Origin of the sequence: Aliiroseovarius sp. PTFE2010, from assembly GCF_049943335.1 — a bacterium.
Taxonomy (GTDB): Bacteria; Pseudomonadota; Alphaproteobacteria; order Rhodobacterales; family Rhodobacteraceae; genus JBNFVY01.
In genome coordinates this window covers 55,452-71,678 of record NZ_JBNFVY010000002.1, presented here as the reverse complement: position 1 = coordinate 71,678, position 16,227 = coordinate 55,452, and the positions used below count along the sequence as shown (strand labels likewise).

At 63.4% G+C, this 16,227-nt stretch carries 17 protein-coding genes and 1 tRNA gene; 15 read left to right on the top strand and 3 right to left on the bottom strand.

From position 1 onward, the window contains the following. The first annotated feature begins 82 nt into the window (after positions 1-82). Positions 83-361: a DUF3572 domain-containing protein gene (locus ACP2AV_RS04175; protein ID WP_426371429.1), complete on the top strand. Its 279-nt coding sequence runs from the start codon at positions 83-85 to the stop codon at positions 359-361. Between the two features lie 5 nt (positions 362-366). Here ACP2AV_RS04175 and ACP2AV_RS04170 read toward each other — a convergent pair whose 3' ends face one another. Then, positions 367-822: a MarR family winged helix-turn-helix transcriptional regulator gene (locus ACP2AV_RS04170; protein WP_426371428.1), complete on the bottom strand. Its 456-nt coding sequence runs from the start codon at positions 820-822 to the stop codon at positions 367-369. Between the two features lie 141 nt (positions 823-963). Between ACP2AV_RS04170 and ACP2AV_RS04165 the strand changes: the two genes are divergently transcribed. The 10 genes from ACP2AV_RS04165 to ACP2AV_RS04120 all read left to right on the top strand — a co-directional run bounded on the left by ACP2AV_RS04165 (position 964) and on the right by ACP2AV_RS04120 (position 10,574). After that, positions 964-1,554, top strand: coding sequence for a heme NO-binding domain-containing protein (locus tag ACP2AV_RS04165; RefSeq protein WP_426371427.1), 591 nt, complete (start codon positions 964-966; stop codon positions 1,552-1,554). Further along, a complete protein-coding gene (locus tag ACP2AV_RS04160) occupies positions 1,551-2,603 on the top strand; it encodes a diguanylate cyclase domain-containing protein (protein WP_426371426.1) in 1,053 nt (350 codons plus the stop codon). Before ACP2AV_RS04165 ends, ACP2AV_RS04160 begins: the two co-directional genes overlap by 4 nt. An 89-nt stretch (positions 2,604-2,692) precedes the next feature. Next, positions 2,693-3,613: a lipid A-modifier LpxR family protein gene (locus ACP2AV_RS04155; protein ID WP_426371425.1), complete on the top strand. Its 921-nt coding sequence runs from the start codon at positions 2,693-2,695 to the stop codon at positions 3,611-3,613. 83 nt (positions 3,614-3,696) lie between these two features. Next, positions 3,697-4,752 (top strand): Hint domain-containing protein, encoded by a 1,056-nt coding sequence (locus ACP2AV_RS04150; RefSeq protein WP_426371424.1) that lies wholly within the window; start codon positions 3,697-3,699, stop codon positions 4,750-4,752. Positions 4,753-5,051: 299 nt separating this feature from the next. Next, on the top strand, positions 5,052-5,672 hold the full coding sequence (gene rpsD / locus ACP2AV_RS04145; RefSeq protein WP_426371423.1) for a 30S ribosomal protein S4: 621 nt from the start codon (positions 5,052-5,054) through the stop codon (positions 5,670-5,672). Positions 5,673-6,092: 420 nt separating this feature from the next. After that, positions 6,093-7,514, top strand: coding sequence for a homospermidine synthase (locus ACP2AV_RS04140; protein ID WP_426371422.1), 1,422 nt, complete (start codon positions 6,093-6,095; stop codon positions 7,512-7,514). A 138-nt stretch (positions 7,515-7,652) separates the two neighbouring features. Beyond that, complete coding sequence (gene hisC, locus ACP2AV_RS04135; RefSeq protein ID WP_426371421.1) at positions 7,653-8,735, top strand: histidinol-phosphate transaminase; 1,083 nt, start codon at positions 7,653-7,655, stop codon at positions 8,733-8,735. Continuing rightward, positions 8,732-9,649, top strand: a complete 918-nt coding sequence (locus ACP2AV_RS04130; RefSeq protein WP_426371420.1) for a prephenate/arogenate dehydrogenase family protein — start codon at positions 8,732-8,734, stop codon at positions 9,647-9,649. Before hisC ends, ACP2AV_RS04130 begins: the two co-directional genes overlap by 4 nt. Continuing rightward, positions 9,649-10,428, top strand: coding sequence for an extensin family protein (locus tag ACP2AV_RS04125; RefSeq protein ID WP_426371782.1), 780 nt, complete (start codon positions 9,649-9,651; stop codon positions 10,426-10,428). Before ACP2AV_RS04130 ends, ACP2AV_RS04125 begins: the two co-directional genes overlap by 1 nt. A 69-nt stretch (positions 10,429-10,497) precedes the next feature. Continuing rightward, a tRNA-Met gene (locus ACP2AV_RS04120) sits at positions 10,498-10,574 on the top strand. Between the two features lie 98 nt (positions 10,575-10,672). On the opposite strand, the gene ACP2AV_RS04115 is transcribed toward ACP2AV_RS04120, so the two are convergent. Further along, positions 10,673-11,305, bottom strand: a complete 633-nt coding sequence (locus ACP2AV_RS04115; protein ID WP_426371419.1) for a ChrR family anti-sigma-E factor — start codon at positions 11,303-11,305, stop codon at positions 10,673-10,675. Beyond that, positions 11,302-11,952: a sigma-70 family RNA polymerase sigma factor gene (locus ACP2AV_RS04110; protein WP_426371418.1), complete on the bottom strand. Its 651-nt coding sequence runs from the start codon at positions 11,950-11,952 to the stop codon at positions 11,302-11,304. The genes ACP2AV_RS04115 and ACP2AV_RS04110 overlap by 4 nt, the downstream gene beginning before the upstream one ends. A gap of 114 nt (positions 11,953-12,066) precedes the next feature. Here ACP2AV_RS04110 and ACP2AV_RS04105 point away from each other — a divergent pair, with 114 nt between their 5' ends. From ACP2AV_RS04105 to ACP2AV_RS04090, 4 genes are read left to right on the top strand one after another with little or no spacing between them, the layout of a single operon-like run. Beyond that, positions 12,067-13,362, top strand: coding sequence for an NAD(P)/FAD-dependent oxidoreductase (locus ACP2AV_RS04105; protein ID WP_426371417.1), 1,296 nt, complete (start codon positions 12,067-12,069; stop codon positions 13,360-13,362). Further along, positions 13,359-14,180 (top strand): DUF1365 domain-containing protein, encoded by an 822-nt coding sequence (locus tag ACP2AV_RS04100; RefSeq protein WP_426371416.1) that lies wholly within the window; start codon positions 13,359-13,361, stop codon positions 14,178-14,180. Before ACP2AV_RS04105 ends, ACP2AV_RS04100 begins: the two co-directional genes overlap by 4 nt. After that, positions 14,156-15,313 carry a class I SAM-dependent methyltransferase gene (locus ACP2AV_RS04095; protein ID WP_426371415.1) on the top strand — a complete coding sequence of 386 codons (1,158 nt, stop codon included), beginning with the start codon at positions 14,156-14,158 and terminating at the stop codon, positions 15,311-15,313. Before ACP2AV_RS04100 ends, ACP2AV_RS04095 begins: the two co-directional genes overlap by 25 nt. Next, positions 15,306-16,037, top strand: coding sequence for an SDR family NAD(P)-dependent oxidoreductase (locus ACP2AV_RS04090; RefSeq protein WP_426371414.1), 732 nt, complete (start codon positions 15,306-15,308; stop codon positions 16,035-16,037). The genes ACP2AV_RS04095 and ACP2AV_RS04090 overlap by 8 nt, the downstream gene beginning before the upstream one ends. The last annotated feature ends 190 nt before the right edge of the window (positions 16,038-16,227 follow it).

The following is a 16,227-nucleotide window of genomic DNA, read 5'->3' as shown; positions in this document are numbered from 1 at the left end:
TGTTCCAATTTTAGTTGTCTTTTCCAAACATGGTTGAGATAGGTTAAGAAACCGTTTCACCAGATAGGGCAGGACGCGCGCCATGAAGCAGGAATCCGCCGAAGTCATTGCGATCCAAGCGCTGGGCTGGCTTGCTGGAAACGGTGAGTTGCTGCCAGTTTTTCTGGGATCGACCGGGGCATCGGCCCAGGATATCGCGGCCCGCGCCGGCGAACCCGAATTCCTTGGTTCGGTGCTGGATTTCCTGTTGATGGATGATGCGTGGGTCGTCGGGTTTTGCGACGCGGCGGGCGTGGCCTATGACCGGGTTGCGCCCGCCCGCATGGCGCTGCCGGGGGGCAATCTGCCGAACTGGACCTGACCCGCTCAGATCCCCGAAAGCGGCGTGTCTTCGCCCGCGCGCACCTTTTGCAACAGGCGCGACAGTTCGGTGAATTCGTCGCCCGTCAAGCGCGCGGACATGATCTGATTGTTGTCGACAGCCAGCGGCACGCCCTTGTCCAGAACGTCCTTGCCCCGCGCGGTCAGTGACACGGATGTCTTGCGCCGATCGACTGATTCCGACATGCGCGCGATCAATCCGGCGCCTTCCATCGTGCGAAGAATGCGGCTTGTCGCGGTGCGGTCGATCCCGACGAATTCCGCAATAAGCGAGGGCTGCTCCAGCCCTTCGCTGCCGACGGCCAGCAAGACGCACCATGACATGCGCGTCAGGCCAAGCTGGCGCAATCCTTCGTCCAGGCGCCGTTCCTGCACCCGCGCCGCCATCGATAACTGATAACCCAGCGAGTCGTGCAGGCGATATGATGTGTCGCTATCCATAACAACCCGGTTTGAGACATCCTGCGCGGTGTGTCAACGTGTTGACGACGCGAGATTTCCTCAGGTTCGGCCATGCCTGTTGTCCGTTTGTTAAGACCCAAATGCCTATGGTTGCGCAAAGTAGTAAAAGGTAGGCCAAACATGCACGGTCTGATCAATCGCTCTATCCAATGCTTCCTGCGCGACACCTACGGCGTCAACACCTGGGCGGCGATTTCGGAAGACGCGCAGTTGGGCCACGACAATTTCGAAGCGATGTTGATCTACGAAGACGCCCAGTCCTTTGCGATGCTCGACGCGGCGTCCGCGCAATTGCGAAAACCACAAGATGCGCTGCTTGAGGATCTGGGGACTTACCTGGTGTCTCATCCCAATAGGGAAGCGCTGCGCCGCCTGCTGCGTTTCGGCGGTGAGACGTTTGAAGAATTTCTCCATTCCCTTGACGAGCTGCAGGACCGGGCCCGGCTGGCGGTGCCCGAAATGGACCTGCCCAGTATCGAAGTTGACGAAGTGACCGCAGGCGCTTTTTCGGTCAAATGCGGGCCGGGCATGCCCGGATTCGGATATGTCATGGTGGGGGTCCTTCGGGCGATGGCCGACGATTATGGCGCGTTGGTTCTTTTGGAACATCAAGGCGAAATTGACGGCAGCGATTGCATTGGCGTCAGCCTGTTGGAAGCGGCCTTCGCCGAAGGGAGAAGTTTCGATTTGGCAGCAAAGGCGACGCAATGACTTCCGAACAAGACATGGTGGTGCTGGGGCAGGTGACTATCGACACGTTGATGCCAATGCATTTGGAAATCGATCGGGGGGGCGACATTGTCCGGGCCGGCCCCACGCTGCGCAAGCTCTATCAGGGGCAGAATCAGGGGCAGATGATCGGACAGAGCTTCTGGCAGGTTTTCGATCTGCGCAAACCGCGTGGTCTGGATACGGTGGACCGGCTGTTGGACTGCATCGGGTGTCGCGCCCAACTGGGGATGCGGTCGCTGGGCGGGCATGATTTGCGCGGCACGATCCAGCCAGTGCCCCACGGGGGGGGGATATTCATGAACCTTGGTTTCGGCATTTCGGTGGTGGACGCCGTTGCCAAGTACCAGCTGACATCTGGCGATTTCGCCGCCACCGACCTGACCATCGAATTGCTTTATCTGGTCGAAGCCAAGTCTGCCGTGCTCGAAGAATCCCGCCAGCTGAACCAACGCCTGCAGGGTGCCAAGATCGCGGCCGAAGAACAGGCGTTCACCGACACCTTGACCGGGCTGAAGAACCGGCGCGCCATGGATCACGTTCTGGCGCGGCTGATCAACTGCGGCCGCTGCTTTGCGCTCATGCATCTGGATCTGGATTTTTTCAAAGACGTGAATGACACGCTTGGGCACGCGGCGGGCGACCATGTGTTGCAAGCGGTCGCGCAGGTCCTGGTTGCCGAAACCCGCGACGAAGACACGATCGCGCGCGTGGGGGGCGACGAATTCGTGTTGATCCTGCCGGGCACCATCGATCCCAAGCGCTTGGCCCGGATCGCAAAACGTATCATCGCCAAGCTGGAAGAGCCCGTGATTTTCGAAGGCAATCGGTGCCGGGTTTCCGGATCGATCGGGATCACGACATCGAATCTCTACGCTGTGGCGGACGCCGACCGGATGCTGGCTGATGCCGATACGGCGCTCTATGCGTCAAAGCACAAGGGCCGTGCGTGCTACACCTTGTTCGAACCCGCTGTGCATCTGCCGATGGCCACGCAGGTTCAGGCCGAACCCGGACCTGTGGCGCGATGACCATGGGGGCGCCGGGGGGCGCGCCAGGCTTTTCGCGGGGGCGGCAATCATGCCCTACACGTGCCAGAGGGCAAAATCGGGGGCGCGCAATGCGGGCTTTCTTTCATGTCATCTTGGTCGCGCTGATGTGCGCGGCTGCTGGTCCTGGCGCGGCGGGGGATCGCACTGCGCTGGGTATGGGCGCGCTTTTTTCGAACGACAGCATCGTGGACGGTCAGGATCGGTGGCGCACCGGGGCCGTTCAATACAGCTATGTGATCGGCCGGGCTTGGGACGGGCGCCTGCCCGAGCACATTGGCGACATCGTCGAATTCCGGTTCGGCGCCGAAATCATCGCGCCCTCCAATCTTGTGGCGCCCGCACCGGCGCCCGCTGATCGCCGCTTCGTGGGGGCCGTCACCTTTGGCGTGCACAGCCATTGGCGCAAGCGCAACACGGAACTGATGCTTGGCGGCGGCGCCACCTTTACAGGCTCGCACACCCATCTGGATGATTTGCAACGTGAATTTCACAGGATTGCGGGCTTTCCCGTCGCCGGGCCGTTGGTCGACCAGATCGCCAACGCGGTGTATCCGCGCGCGGAATTTGAGGCTGGGCAGCTTTTGCAGGTGTCCGGCACAACGCTGATGCGCCCGTTCGTGGCACTGGAAGCGGGGCCAGAGACTTTTGCGCGCGCCGGTGTCGATGTGCACCTAAAAGGGCTCGGCGCGGGGGACATGCTGGTGCGCGACAGTACCACCGGCCAACTTTACAGGGCGACGCACAAGGCGCCGCGCCCCAGGCTGGGTTTTACCGTGGGCGGCGATGTCGCGCGGGTGGTGCAATCGCGCTATCTGCGGGCCGACGACGGGCATGAATTGACACCATTGCGCAGCCGCGTCCGGGCCGGCATGCATTTTCGCAGTGTCGGGGCCGACGGCTTTGCCGGGGTCAGTTTCCTGGGGCGCGAGTTCGAGCGTCAGCGCGAAGGTCAATTGGTCGGATCGGTGCGATTTCGCATCAACTTCTGAGCGATGCGAATCATTTCTTAACAAGATCAACTTTGCCTGTTAAGCTTCTGTTAATAATAAAATGAACGGCAGGAAATACGGGTATGGGAACGGGCACGAGGGGCACGTTCGTCATTTGCTGGTCGCAAACCGAGCTCGACGGGATTCACGGGGCCCCCGTCGATGCGTTGATCGTCGGCGCCACGTGGCGTTGGACGGGGGCTGCGGCGCGGATAGATGGCGCGCGCGATATATTAATTCTGGAAGACGCCTTGGGCATGGACAATCTGCGCCAGCGCGCAGCGGATAAAGTGCGGCGTATCGCCAAGGACAGGGTGGACTTCGGGGTGTACGACCCCGAGGACGAAAGCAACCGTCTTTTCGACGGGTCTTTTGATGTGACGGACGGTCATCTGCGCTATACGATATGCCTTATTGACCAGCAGGGCCACGCGCCCTTGCTCATGTTCCTTGGTCCGGTCCCGCCGGCAGACAGGGATTTATGGGTCGTGTCGATCGACGCGCAGCCGGTCCGGCGCGATTGCGCCCCGGCGCAGGACGCGGTCGTCTGTTTCACGCCCGGCACCCGGATTGCGACCGAACAGGGGGGCGTGCCGGTCGAAACTCTGCGTGCGGGGGACCGCATTTTGACCAAGGACAACGGCCCACAAGAATTGATCTGGACCGGCGGGCGCCGCCTGTCCGGGGCGCGGTTGCATGCGATGCCCCAATTGCGCCCGGTTCGGCTGCGGGCGTCGGCGCTGGGGGTTGATGTGCCGGACGATGAACTGATTGTTTCGCCCCAGCACCGGATCGTGGTGCGCGGTCCGGTCGCGCGGGCGCTGTTCAACACCGACGAAGTGCTGGCCTGCGCGCGCGATCTGGCCAACGACCGAACGATCGTGATTGATCGGCAACTGCGCCAGGTCAGTTACGTGCACTTGATGCTGGACGCGCATCAGGTTGTTTTCGCCAATGGGGTCGAAACCGAAAGCTTTCACCCGGACACCGCCGATCTGGATGCTCTGCCCGAGGCGCAGCGCCACCGTTTGATGGCCGCCATGCCCGACCTTGCGCGCGCGCCCAATCATTATGGCGGGTTTGCCCGGCGCCAGCTGACATCGGCCGAGGCGGCAATCCTGCATCACGGCGCTATGTAAATCCACGGGGCCATACAAATCACGGCGCCCTGTAAACAGGGGCGCTTGACACGCCCCCAAGCTCGTTTATAAGCGCGCCATCCCGGCGGCTTGTCAAAGCGGCCGGGTTTCATTTGGTGTTGGTGGCTCCCGCAAGGGAATGCCTGTCGGCCGCAAGGCAAAGGACAACGCCCTTTTACATCGGCACGTGGCTTGCTGCTGTCGGCCTCATGGATCGCGCCGGGATGAAAATCCCGCCCGAACAGTGGGAACCGGCAATCAGGGCAAGCTGTGATGCCAGCCACAAAAGGAGACCAGCCGTGACCAAACGCACGTCTGCCAAGTACAAGATCGACCGCCGCATGGGCGAAAACATCTGGGGTCGCCCCAAGTCGCCCGTCAACCGGCGCGAATACGGCCCCGGCCAGCACGGCCAGCGCCGCAAGGGCAAACTGTCGGATTTCGGTCTGCAGCTGCGCGCCAAGCAAAAGCTCAAAGGCTACTACGGCGATCTGACCGAAAAGCAATTCCGCCGCATCTTCGGTGAAGCCGAACGCGTCAAGGGCGACACCGGTGAAAACCTGATCGGCCTGCTCGAACGCCGCCTGGACGCCGTCGTCTACCGCGCCAAGTTCGTGCCGACCGTCTTTGCCGCCCGCCAATTCGTCAACCACGGCCATGTCCTGGTGAACGGCAAGCGCGTCAACATCCCGTCCTACCGTGTCAAGGAAGGCGACGTGATCGAAGTGCGCGACCGTTCCAAGCAACTGGCCGTTGTTCTGGAAGCCGTTCAGCTGCCCGAGCGCGATGTGCCCGATTATATCGACGCTGACCATTCGAAGATGAAAGCCACCTTCGTGCGCGCTCCGGGTCTCAGCGATGTGCCTTACCCGGTGATGATGGAACCGAACCTGGTCATCGAATACTACGCACAGAACTAAGGTTCACGCGAAACGCATCGAATTCGGCCCGTCGCGCGCAAGTGCGGCGGGCTTTTTTGTTGGCGCCGATGTATCTGGGGTTGGTTTTTGCGCGGCTGAAGCTGGCCCTGACCCGAACGCTCGCCGCGCCCATCCTTGTCGTGCAGGTTTTGACCGACGACACCGGGACCGACCGACGGGGACCGACCAGATGGGGATCGACGGCACCGGGACCGACCTGGCCCGGGTCCGCCCGCTGTTCTTGGCGATGGGCCCGGATGGGCGACGATGGGCCCGATGATCGCCCGCGCCCGCGCCAGGTAACGGCCAGGTTCTAGGCGAACCCGCCACGCCTGCGCGAAATGGGCGATCGGATCAACGCAGACCTTTTTCGCTATGCGACCCCGTGCTAGCGGTGCTGGAAAGAAGGAGTTTTGCGACATGAGCTATCCCGTCTACGCGCGCATCGATGGCCCCATCGTCATGATCGGTTTCGGATCGATCGGCCGGGGAACACTGCCCCTGATCGAACGGCATTTCGACTTTGACCGCGACAAGCTGGTCATCATCGAACCGAACGCGGCCAACGCGCCCGCCATCCAGGCCGCGGGCTACCGCCGCGTGGGCGACGCGCTGACGCCGGCCAGTTACCGCGATGTTCTGGGCGGGCTGCTGCAACGCGGCCAGGGGTTCGTGGTGAACCTGTCGGTCGATACCTCGTCGCTGGATCTGATGAAATTCTGCCGCGAGATGGACGTGCCCTATATCGATACGGTCGTCGAGCCGTGGGAAGGGTTTTATTTCGACACCGAGGACAACGCCGCGCGCACCAATTATGCGCTGCGCCAGGCGGTGCGCGATGAAAAGGCCGCCGACCCGGGCGGCTCAACCGCAGTGTCGTGCTGCGGCGCCAATCCCGGCATGGTCAGCTGGTTCGTCAAGGCGGGGCTTGAGAAACTGGCGCATGATATGGGCGTTGCGGCCGATCCAAAGACCCGTCAGGACTGGGCCGCGCTGATGCACAAACTGGGCGTCAAGGGCGTGCATATCGCCGAGCGCGACACGCAGGTGCGCCACGCCCCGCGCGCGCCGGGCCATTTCGTCAATACCTGGTCCGTTGAAGGGTTCATTGCCGAAGGGTTCCAGCCGGCCGAACTGGGCTGGGGCAGCTGGGAGCCATGGTTCCCCCCCAACGCCCACCGCCAGGCCAAGGGCTGCAAAAGCGCGATCTGGCTGGAACAACCGGGCGCCAACACCCGCGTGCGCACCTGGTGCCCGACCCCGGGCCCGCAGTTCGGCTTTCTGGTGACCCACAATGAAAGCGTGTCGATTGCCGACTATTACACCGTTGGCGACGGCGATCATCCCACGTTCCGCCCCACTGTGCACTACGCCTATCATCCCTGCGATGACGCGGTGCTCAGCCTGCATGAGATGTTCGGATCGGGGCAGGTGCAACAGGTGCACCACATTCTGGACGTGGAAGAAATCGTTGACGGAATCGACGAATTGGGCGTGCTGCTCTACGGGCATGACAAGAATGCGCTCTGGTATGGCTCGCGCCTGTCGAACGACGACGCCAAGACGCTGGCGCCCGATCAGAATGCCACCGGGTTGCAGGTGACCTCGGCCGTTCTGGCGGGCATGGTCTGGGCGCTGGAAAATCCCGGCGCCGGCATCGTTGAAACCGACGAGATGGATCATGCCCGTTGCCTTGAAGTCCAGAGCGCGTATCTGGGCCCGGTCGAAGGGCATTACACCGACTGGACGCCGCTGAGCGATCGCCAGTCGCATTTCCCCGAAGACCTGATCGAGAGCGAGCCTTGGGCCTTTGCCAACGTGCTGGAACGGCTGGGCGCGTGATCAGGCGGGGCGGGGGGCACGGCCCCTTGCGCGCGCCGGGATATGTGCCAGCAGATGACGGCGCGGCATGGCAACAGGGCACTGGCTTTGCGCAGTGTGGGCCGTTATGAAGGCGCGGATGTTGGAAGGGATCCGTGCATGACGATCGAACCACAACCCGGGATCATGGATATCAGCCCCTATGTGGGGGGCCAGAGCACCGTCGACGGCGTCTCTGACGTGGTCAAACTGTCGTCGAACGAAAACCCGTTCGGACCGTCGGAAAAGGCCAAGGAAGCGGTGACCAAGTCGGTGCACCAGTTGCACCGCTATCCGGGCACCGATCACGCCGCGTTGCGCGCCGCCATCGCCGAAGTGAACGGGCTGGACGCCGGGCGCATCATCTGCGGTGTCGGATCGGACGAGATCATTCACCTGCTGTGTCAGGCCTATGCCGGACCGGGGGACGAGGTGATCCATACCGAACACGGATTTTCCATGTACAAGATCAGTGCGCGGGCGGCCGGCGCCACGCCGGTCGAGGTGCCCGAACATGATCGCACGGTGGATGTCGATGCGATCCTTGCCGCCACGACCGATCGCACACGTCTTGTGTTCATCGCGAACCCGGCCAATCCCACCGGCACGATGATCGGCGGGAACGAAGTCGCGCGCCTGGCCGGGGGGCTGCCCGATCAGTGCATCCTGGTTCTGGACGGGGCCTATGCCGAATATGTCGAAGGGTTCGACGGGGGCGCGTCTTTTGTCGAATCGAACGAAAATGTTGTCATGACGCGGACCTTTTCCAAGATTTACGGGCTGGGGGGGCTGCGGATCGGCTGGGGCTATGGGCCCAGGGCGATCATCGACGTGCTCAACCGGATCCGCGGGCCGTTCAACCTGTCCGAAATCCAGCAGGCGGCCGCCGAAGCGGCCATGCGCGACCGGGCCTATGTGGAAAAGTGCCGGGCGGAAAACACCCGGATGCGGGCGTGGCTGGCCGAAGCACTGGCCGAAATGGGCATCCCGTCAGACACGTCCTGTGCCAATTTCATCCTGGCCCGTTTTCATGATCAGGCCGAAGCCGACGCCTGTGATGCCTATCTGAAAGAGCAGGGCGTCATCGTGCGGCGGGTCGCGGGGTACAAGCTGCCGCAGTGTTTGCGCATCACCGTCGGGGACGAAGCGTCGTGCCGCCGGGTGGCGTTTTCGATCGCCAAGTTCAAGGGCATCGTCAAGTGAGCCATGTCTACAAACGTGTCGCCCTGATCGGGCTGGGGCTGATTGCCGGGTCGATGGCCCATGCCATGCGGCGGTCGGGGTTGGCGGGCGAAATTACGGGCTATGCCCGCAGCGCCGAAACCCGCGATACCGCGCGCGAAATTGGTCTGGTCGACCGGGTGTGTGACAGCGCCGCTGACGCGGTCGATGGCGCCGATCTGGTGGTGCTGGCCGTGCCCGTGGGCGCCATGGGCCGCGTCGCCGAAGAAATCGCGCCCGCCCTGGCCCCTGGCGCGACGGTGACCGACGTGGGATCGGTCAAGCGCGCGGTGATCGAAGCGGTGGGGCCCTGGATCCCCGACGGCGTGCATTTCATCCCCGCCCATCCCTTGGCCGGGACCGAACATTCGGGCCCGCGTTCGGGCTTTGCCGAACTGTTCGACAACCGGTGGTGCCTGATCGTCCCCGTCGCGGGCACCGACCGCGCCGCGGTGGACCGTTTGCGCAGGCTGTGGGAAGGCATGGGCGCAAATGTCGATGAAATGGACCCCGATCACCACGATCTGGTTCTGGCCGTCACCAGCCACACGCCGCACCTGATCGCCTATACGATGGTGGGCGTGGCGGATGATCTGCGCCGCGTGACCGACAGCGAAGTGATCAAGTATTCGGCGGCCGGGTTTCGCGACTTTACCCGGATTGCCGCCAGCGATCCGACCATGTGGCGCGATGTGTTCCTGAACAACAAGGACGCGACGCTGGAAATCCTGGGGCGCTTTACCGAAGAACTCTTTGCCCTGCAGCGCGCCATTCGCCGGGGCGATGGCGATGAATTGTTCGACTATTTCACCCACACACGGGCCATCCGCCGCGGTATCATCGAAGCGGGCCAGGACACCGACGCCCCTGATTTCGGGCGGGTGACCAAGCAGTGATCCGCAGGGCCGCATATGCCGCCTGTCTGGCCCTGCTGATTGCCCCGCCCGCGCTGGCCACGATCACATCGTCCCCCGCACCCAAACCGCGCCCGTTCGACGTTTTGCGCACCGCTCCGAGCGCGCCGCCGCGCGCCTTCGTGGCGCCTGCGCCGCGGGTGACCGCCCCGCGCCCCCAAGAGCGCCCGAACGGGCTGCGCAAGATTTTTGGTGGCGCCAAGTCCCAGCCGCCCAAAGCGGCGATCAAAGGGCAGGCGGGCAAGATCTGCGGCGCGAAATCCATCCAGGGCGTCAGCGTGCCGCCGATTCCGGGCCGGCTGGCAGGGTGCGGCGTTGATAACCCTGTGCGCGTCACGGCGGTATCTGGCGTGGCGCTGTCGACCCCTGCAACCATGGATTGCCCGACCGCACGCGCGCTTGGTAACTGGGTCGACAAGGCCGCCAAGCCCGCGTTTCGCAAAAAGGGCGGCGGGCTGGTGAAACTGAAGGTCGCGGCGGGCTATGCCTGTCGCACGCGCAACAACCAGCCCGGCGCCAAGATTTCAGAGCACGGGCGCGGGCGCGCGATCGACATTTCAGGGTTCTACCTGCGCGATGGCACGTTGGTCACCGTGCTGGATGGCTGGAATCAGCCCCGCTATGCCCGCCCCCTGCGCAAGGTCCACAAGGCCGCCTGCGGACCTTTTGGAACCGTTCTGGGCCCCAAGGCCAACCGCTTTCACCTTGACCATTTTCACTTTGATACGGCGCACTACCGTTCGGGCGCGTACTGCCGATAATTCGCTGTGGTTTTCGCGCGAAACCCTCTTGACCCCCACGCCCCTGTCGCTTACCTAGCCGCACACTCTGGCGGAGTAGCTCAGTTGGTTAGAGCAGCGGAATCATAATCCGCGTGTCGGGGGTTCAAGTCCCTCCTCCGCTACCACCCCCCCTTTTTATTCATCCGCCGGGCTGGAACGGCCAAACGGCGATGCGCTTGCCGGCGGCGGGATCGGCGCGAACATTGGGCTGCGGTGCTGGCGCTCAGATCCGGAAAAACGGTTGCAAGAGCCGCGGGATCATACTGTTGAACCGCAGCGGCGCGTCTGTTGCGGCAAGGCAGATACAGGGCAAACCGTCATCTGCTATCGGCGTATGCTCCAGATCGTGATCGGCCGTTTCAACATCGCCAACGCCAAAGTGACCGGTTTCGTCGTGGAAGGCGCCTTGCAGCACCATCGTCAGTTCCAGCCCGTTGTGGCCGTGGTCAGGCACTGCCTGGCCGGGCGGGATCAGCAGCAAGCGGGCGCTGCCATGATCGTCATCGTGCAGGATGGACTGTTTGACCCCCAGGCCCAGCGACGACCACTTGGGGGGCTTGGTGCCCAACAGCTCGGCGATGGGGCCGGGGTAGATGCCCTGACGCTTTGGCGGGGCCGGGGCAAGGAAATCAGCGTCCAGCCCGTCAAAGACCCGCGCCTTCAGATCGTCCGATACCGGCGCGCTTGTGGCATCCATCACCACGCCGCCCGCGCTTTCGTGGGCGCTCAGCGATGCGCGGCAGGTGTCGCACATCGACACATGCGCTGCGACCACCAGTTCGAACGGCTTGCTCAGGTTGCCCGCAGCATAGGCCGCCAAAAGCGGCTCGGAAATATGATGCTGGATATCCGTCACGACGTGTAATTTCCTTTCAACTCATGCCTGAGGCGTTCCATCCCCAGCCGTATGCGCGACTTGATTGTGCCCAGCGGCAACCCGGTTTGTTCGGAGATGTCCGAATGGGTCATTTCACCCAGATAGGCCTTTTCGACCATGTCGCGTTGCTCGGGGTTCAACGCCTGCAACGCGGCGCGCAATTTTTCCGTTTCCTGTTCCAAGGCCACGATCTGTGACGCATCGGGTTCCAGATCTTCTTCGACTTTCAGAGCTTCGGGTACGGGGCGGCGTTCCTTTCGGATCACATCGATCTGACGATTTCTTGCGATCTGGAACACCCAGGCCGATACCTGTGCGCGGTGCGGGTCGAACTGGGCCGCCTTGTGCCAGACCGTCAGCAGGACATCCTGAACGATATCTTCGGCCTGCGCATCGGACGTTCCCTTGCGCATGATGATGCCTTTGACCCGGGGCGCGTAATAGTCGAACAGCTTGCCAAAGGCGACCCGGTCGCGCTGATCGCGAACCGCCAGCATCCAATCGGTTTGTTCGGAATACGCTTGTCTGGTTGGCTCGTTCACGGGGGCCTTTCGCGGGCGGACAACGACAGCCGCCCTTGGCCGGACAAGGTGATGCGGCGGCGCGTCGGGGCTATGCTCTGTCATAATCATAACCAGTCTACGGCGCGCATGGCCAGCCGGATCAGAATTATTCCTGCGAATTGATCCGCCAGCGCGCGGGCGGCGTATCCGTTGGGATATCAATAACTGGAAGCGCTCATGACCATTCATCCCCCCTTCGTGCCCGCGCGGCGCATCGCCATTGTCGGCGGCGGCATTTCGGGCATGGCGGCTGCCTATCTGCTGGCCGATCACGCGCAGGTCACCTTGTTCGAGGCCGGTAAGACGCTGGGGGGACATGCGCGCACCGTCACCGCGGGGCTGCGGGGCGATCAGCCGGTCGATACCGGGTTCATCGTGTTCAACTACGTCAACTATCCGCATCTGACGCGCATGTTCGACGATCTGAACGTGCCTGTCGCCAAGTCGGACATGAGCTTTGGCGCCACCATCGACAACGGCACGGTGGAATACGGGCTGCGGGATTTGCGCGCGGTGGTGGCGCAACCGTCCAATCTGGGGCGCCCCAAGTTCCTGCGCATGATCCGCGACATTGCCCGCTTCAACGCGCAGGCCGAAGCGGTCAGCGACGCGGCCGATCTGACCACGGATGAGCTGATCGAACAGATGAACCTGGGGTCGTGGTTCCGCCGCTATTACCTGTTGCCGATCTGCGGCGCGATCTGGTCAACCCCCCCGTCCGAGGTCGGTCGCTTTCCCGCCCGCGCCCTTGTGCGGTTCTTTCGCAACCATGCGCTGCTCAGCGCCAGCGGGCAGCACCAGTGGTGGACGGTCGACGGTGGCTCGGTCGAATATGTGCGCCGTCTCAGCGCGCATCTGGCCCGGCTGGGGGTCGAATTGCGGGCCGCAACGCCGGTCCAATCGGTTCAGCGCGATCCGCTGGGCGTGACCGTGCAGGCCCGGGGGTGCACGCCCGAACGGTTCGATGACGTGATCTTTGCCTGCCACTCCGATGATGCCCTGCGTCTGCTGGCCCAGCCCACCCCAAGCGAACGCGCGGCGCTGGGTGACTTGAAATATCAGGACAATCAGGCGATCCTGCACCGCGATGCAGGCCAGATGCCACGGCGCAAGGGCGCATGGTCCAGCTGGGTCTACAAATCCGAAAGCGTGGGACAAGAGCCCGCGATAGGGGTGACATACTGGATGAACCGCCTGCAAAACATACCGCAGGACGACCCGTTGTTCGTCACGCTGAACCCGTCCGTGCCGGTGCGCGAGGATCTGATTTACGACGAAAAGACCTTTCGCCACCCGGTGTTCGACGGCCCGGCAATGCGTGCGCAGGGTGATATTGCCGCGATCCAGGGGCAGAACCGGACCTGGTTCGCGGGGGCCTACCTGCGCCACGGATTCCACGAAGACGGCTTTGCGTCGGCCGTGCGCGTCGTGCGCCAGATGGATGCGGCCCCGGCCGCGCTGATGCGCGCATGAGCCGGCCCGAGCATATCCGCGCCACCACGTTTCATCGGCGCCGGGGCGATGTTGCGCACAGCTTTTCCTATGCGCTCGACTATGTCCTGGTGTCGCCGGACGCCGCGGGCGGGCCTGCGCTGTGGTCGCGCGATGGGTGGAACGTGTTTTCTCTGCGCTCCAGGGATTACGGCAGCCGGGCCCAGGGTTCACAGGCGGCCCAGGGTTCACAGGGCGCGCAGGGCACACAGGGCGTACAGGGCGCCGAATTCGCGCGCCGCACCTTTCGCGCCGCCGGGGTGGCGCAGGGCGCCATATCAGGGTTGCGCCTGATCACCCAGCCGCGCGTTCTGGGGCGGACGTTCAACCCGGTCAGCTTCTGGCTGGCGCAGGACAGCCATGGCCTGCGCGCCGTTCTGGCCGAGGTGAACAACACCTTTGGCGATCGCCATTTCTACCTGTGTCACAAGCCAGACCTGTCGCCCTTGACCGGCGCCGACCGGATCGAGGCGCGCAAGGTGATGCATGTGTCGCCGTTTCAGGACATCGCCGGCACCTATGCGTTCCAGTTCGATGTGACGGACGATGCGATTTCGATCCGCATCGATTTTCGCAATGGCCGTCAGGGCGTTCTGGCCACCTTGGCCGGCAAGCGCCAGCCGCTGACGAACCGGGTGATCCTTGGCGCGGCGCTGCGCCGCCCTTACGGGGCCATCCGGACCATCGCGCTGATTTACTGGCAGGCCGTGCGCCTGAAACTCAAGGGCGCGCGCTATCGCACCCGTCCCCAGCCCCCCGAACAAGAGGTGAGCCCATGCTCTTCGTCACCAACCGCGTAAAGCATGATTTCCTGGAAACCTGCGCAGGCATCACAAACGGCAGCCTGACCCTGACCACCCCCGAGGGCGATACCCACCACTTCGGCCAGGGCGCGCCCGAGGCCCACATGGTGATCCACGACTGGGCCACGGTGACTGCGCTGGCCGCACGCGGCGATGTCGGTCTGGGCGAAGCGTATGTGGCCGGGCTGTGGGATACGCCGTCGATCGAAGACGTGGTGAGCGTGGCGCTGCGCAATCTCGATCAGATGTCCGACTACGCCTATCCCAGCGTCTGGAACACCGTCAAATTCCGCACCGTTGACCGGATCCTGCGGGCCAATTCGATCCGCGGCGCATCGCGCAACATCCGCAGCCACTATGATGTGGGCAACGAATTCTACCAGCTATGGCTGGACCCTTCGATGACCTATTCCTCGGCGCTGTTTGCCGATGGCGACACCGATCTGCAGCGCGGGCAGGGGCGCAAGTATGACCGCGTGCTCAGCCGTCTGGGGCCGGGCGAAAGCGTGCTTGAGATCGGCTGCGGCTGGGGCGGATTCGCCGATCACGCCACGCAAAGCGGGCGCGATGTGACCGGCATCACCATTTCGCCCAGCCAAAAGGGCTATGCCGATGCGCGCCTGGACGGACGTGCCAGGATCGAGTTGCTGGATTACCGCAAATCCGAAGGCACCTTCGACAATATCGTGTCGATCGAAATGATCGAAGCGGTGGGCGAGCGGTACTGGCCCAGCTATTTCGCAACGCTCAAGGCGCGGCTGGCCGAAGGCGGGCGCGCGGTGGTGCAGGCCATCACCGTGCCGGACCGCTATTTTTCGACCTATCGCGCCGGGTCCGATTACATTCGCCAGTACACGTTTCCCGGCGGCATGCTGCTGTCGGACAAGGTGATCGCGGATCAGGCGCAACAGGCCGGGCTGGCCGTGCGCGACAATTTCGCCTTCGGGCAGGATTACGCGCGCACCTGCCGGATCTGGGCTGAACGTCTGATGGCGCAGCGCCCAAGGATCGAAGCGATGGGGCTGGACCGGGCCTTTTTGCGCAACTGGCAGTTCTATCTTGAAATTTGCGCGGCCTCTTTCGCCACCGGCCAGACCGACGTGGTGCAAGTCGAGATTGCCCATGCCTGATCCGTTCCAAGGCAAACGCTGGTGGGTCGTCGGGGCCAGCCACGGGCTGGGCGCCGCGTTGGCGCGCCAACTGGCCGGGCAGGGCGCGCAGGTGGTGCTGTCTGCCCGCTCCAGGGACAAGCTGGACGCGGTCGCGCAAGACCTGGGCGGCGCAGAGGTCGTGCCGATGGATGTCACCGACACCGCATCGGTCGATCAGGCCGTCGCGCAGGCGGGCCAGGTCGATGCGCTGCTGTGGTGCGTGGGAAATTACGAACCGCTCGCCACGCGCGACTGGGACACGGCAAAGGTCGAAGCGATGTTCGACGTCAACCTGATGGGCGCGGTGCGCCTTCTGGGCCGCGTGGTGCCCGATATGGCCGCACGCGACGCGGGCCACGTGGTGATCATCGGGTCGCTGTCGGGGTTTCGCAGCCTGCCCGGCGCTATCGGCTATGATGCCTCAAAGGCCGGGCTGATGCACCTTGCGGGCAACCTGCATGCCGATTTGCACAAGACCAACGTGACCGTCCAGCTGGCCAACCCCGGCTTTATCAAGACCCGCCTGTCGGACAAGAACGACTTTGACATGCCCCAGATCATGGCCCCCGAAAAAGCCGCCGATCATGTCATGGGCGCGATCCGCTCGGGCCGCTTTCAGACCAGCTTTCCGCGGCCCTTTTCATGGCTGTTCACCAGTGGCTGGCTGATCCCGCGCCGCCTGTTCCTGCGCATCATCGGCTGAGTCCTGCCGACCCCCACGCCCCCAGGCCGCCGGGTCACGAAAATCTGATTTCTGCTGCGCTGCCGCATGACCTATCGTCACCCTGTCCCGCGACCCGTCGGACGCCGGCGCGCACCGTGCATTTACCGTGCAATCACCGTGCAATCACCGTGCAATCACGCGCGTTCGAAGACGGTCCGGTGCAAAAGAT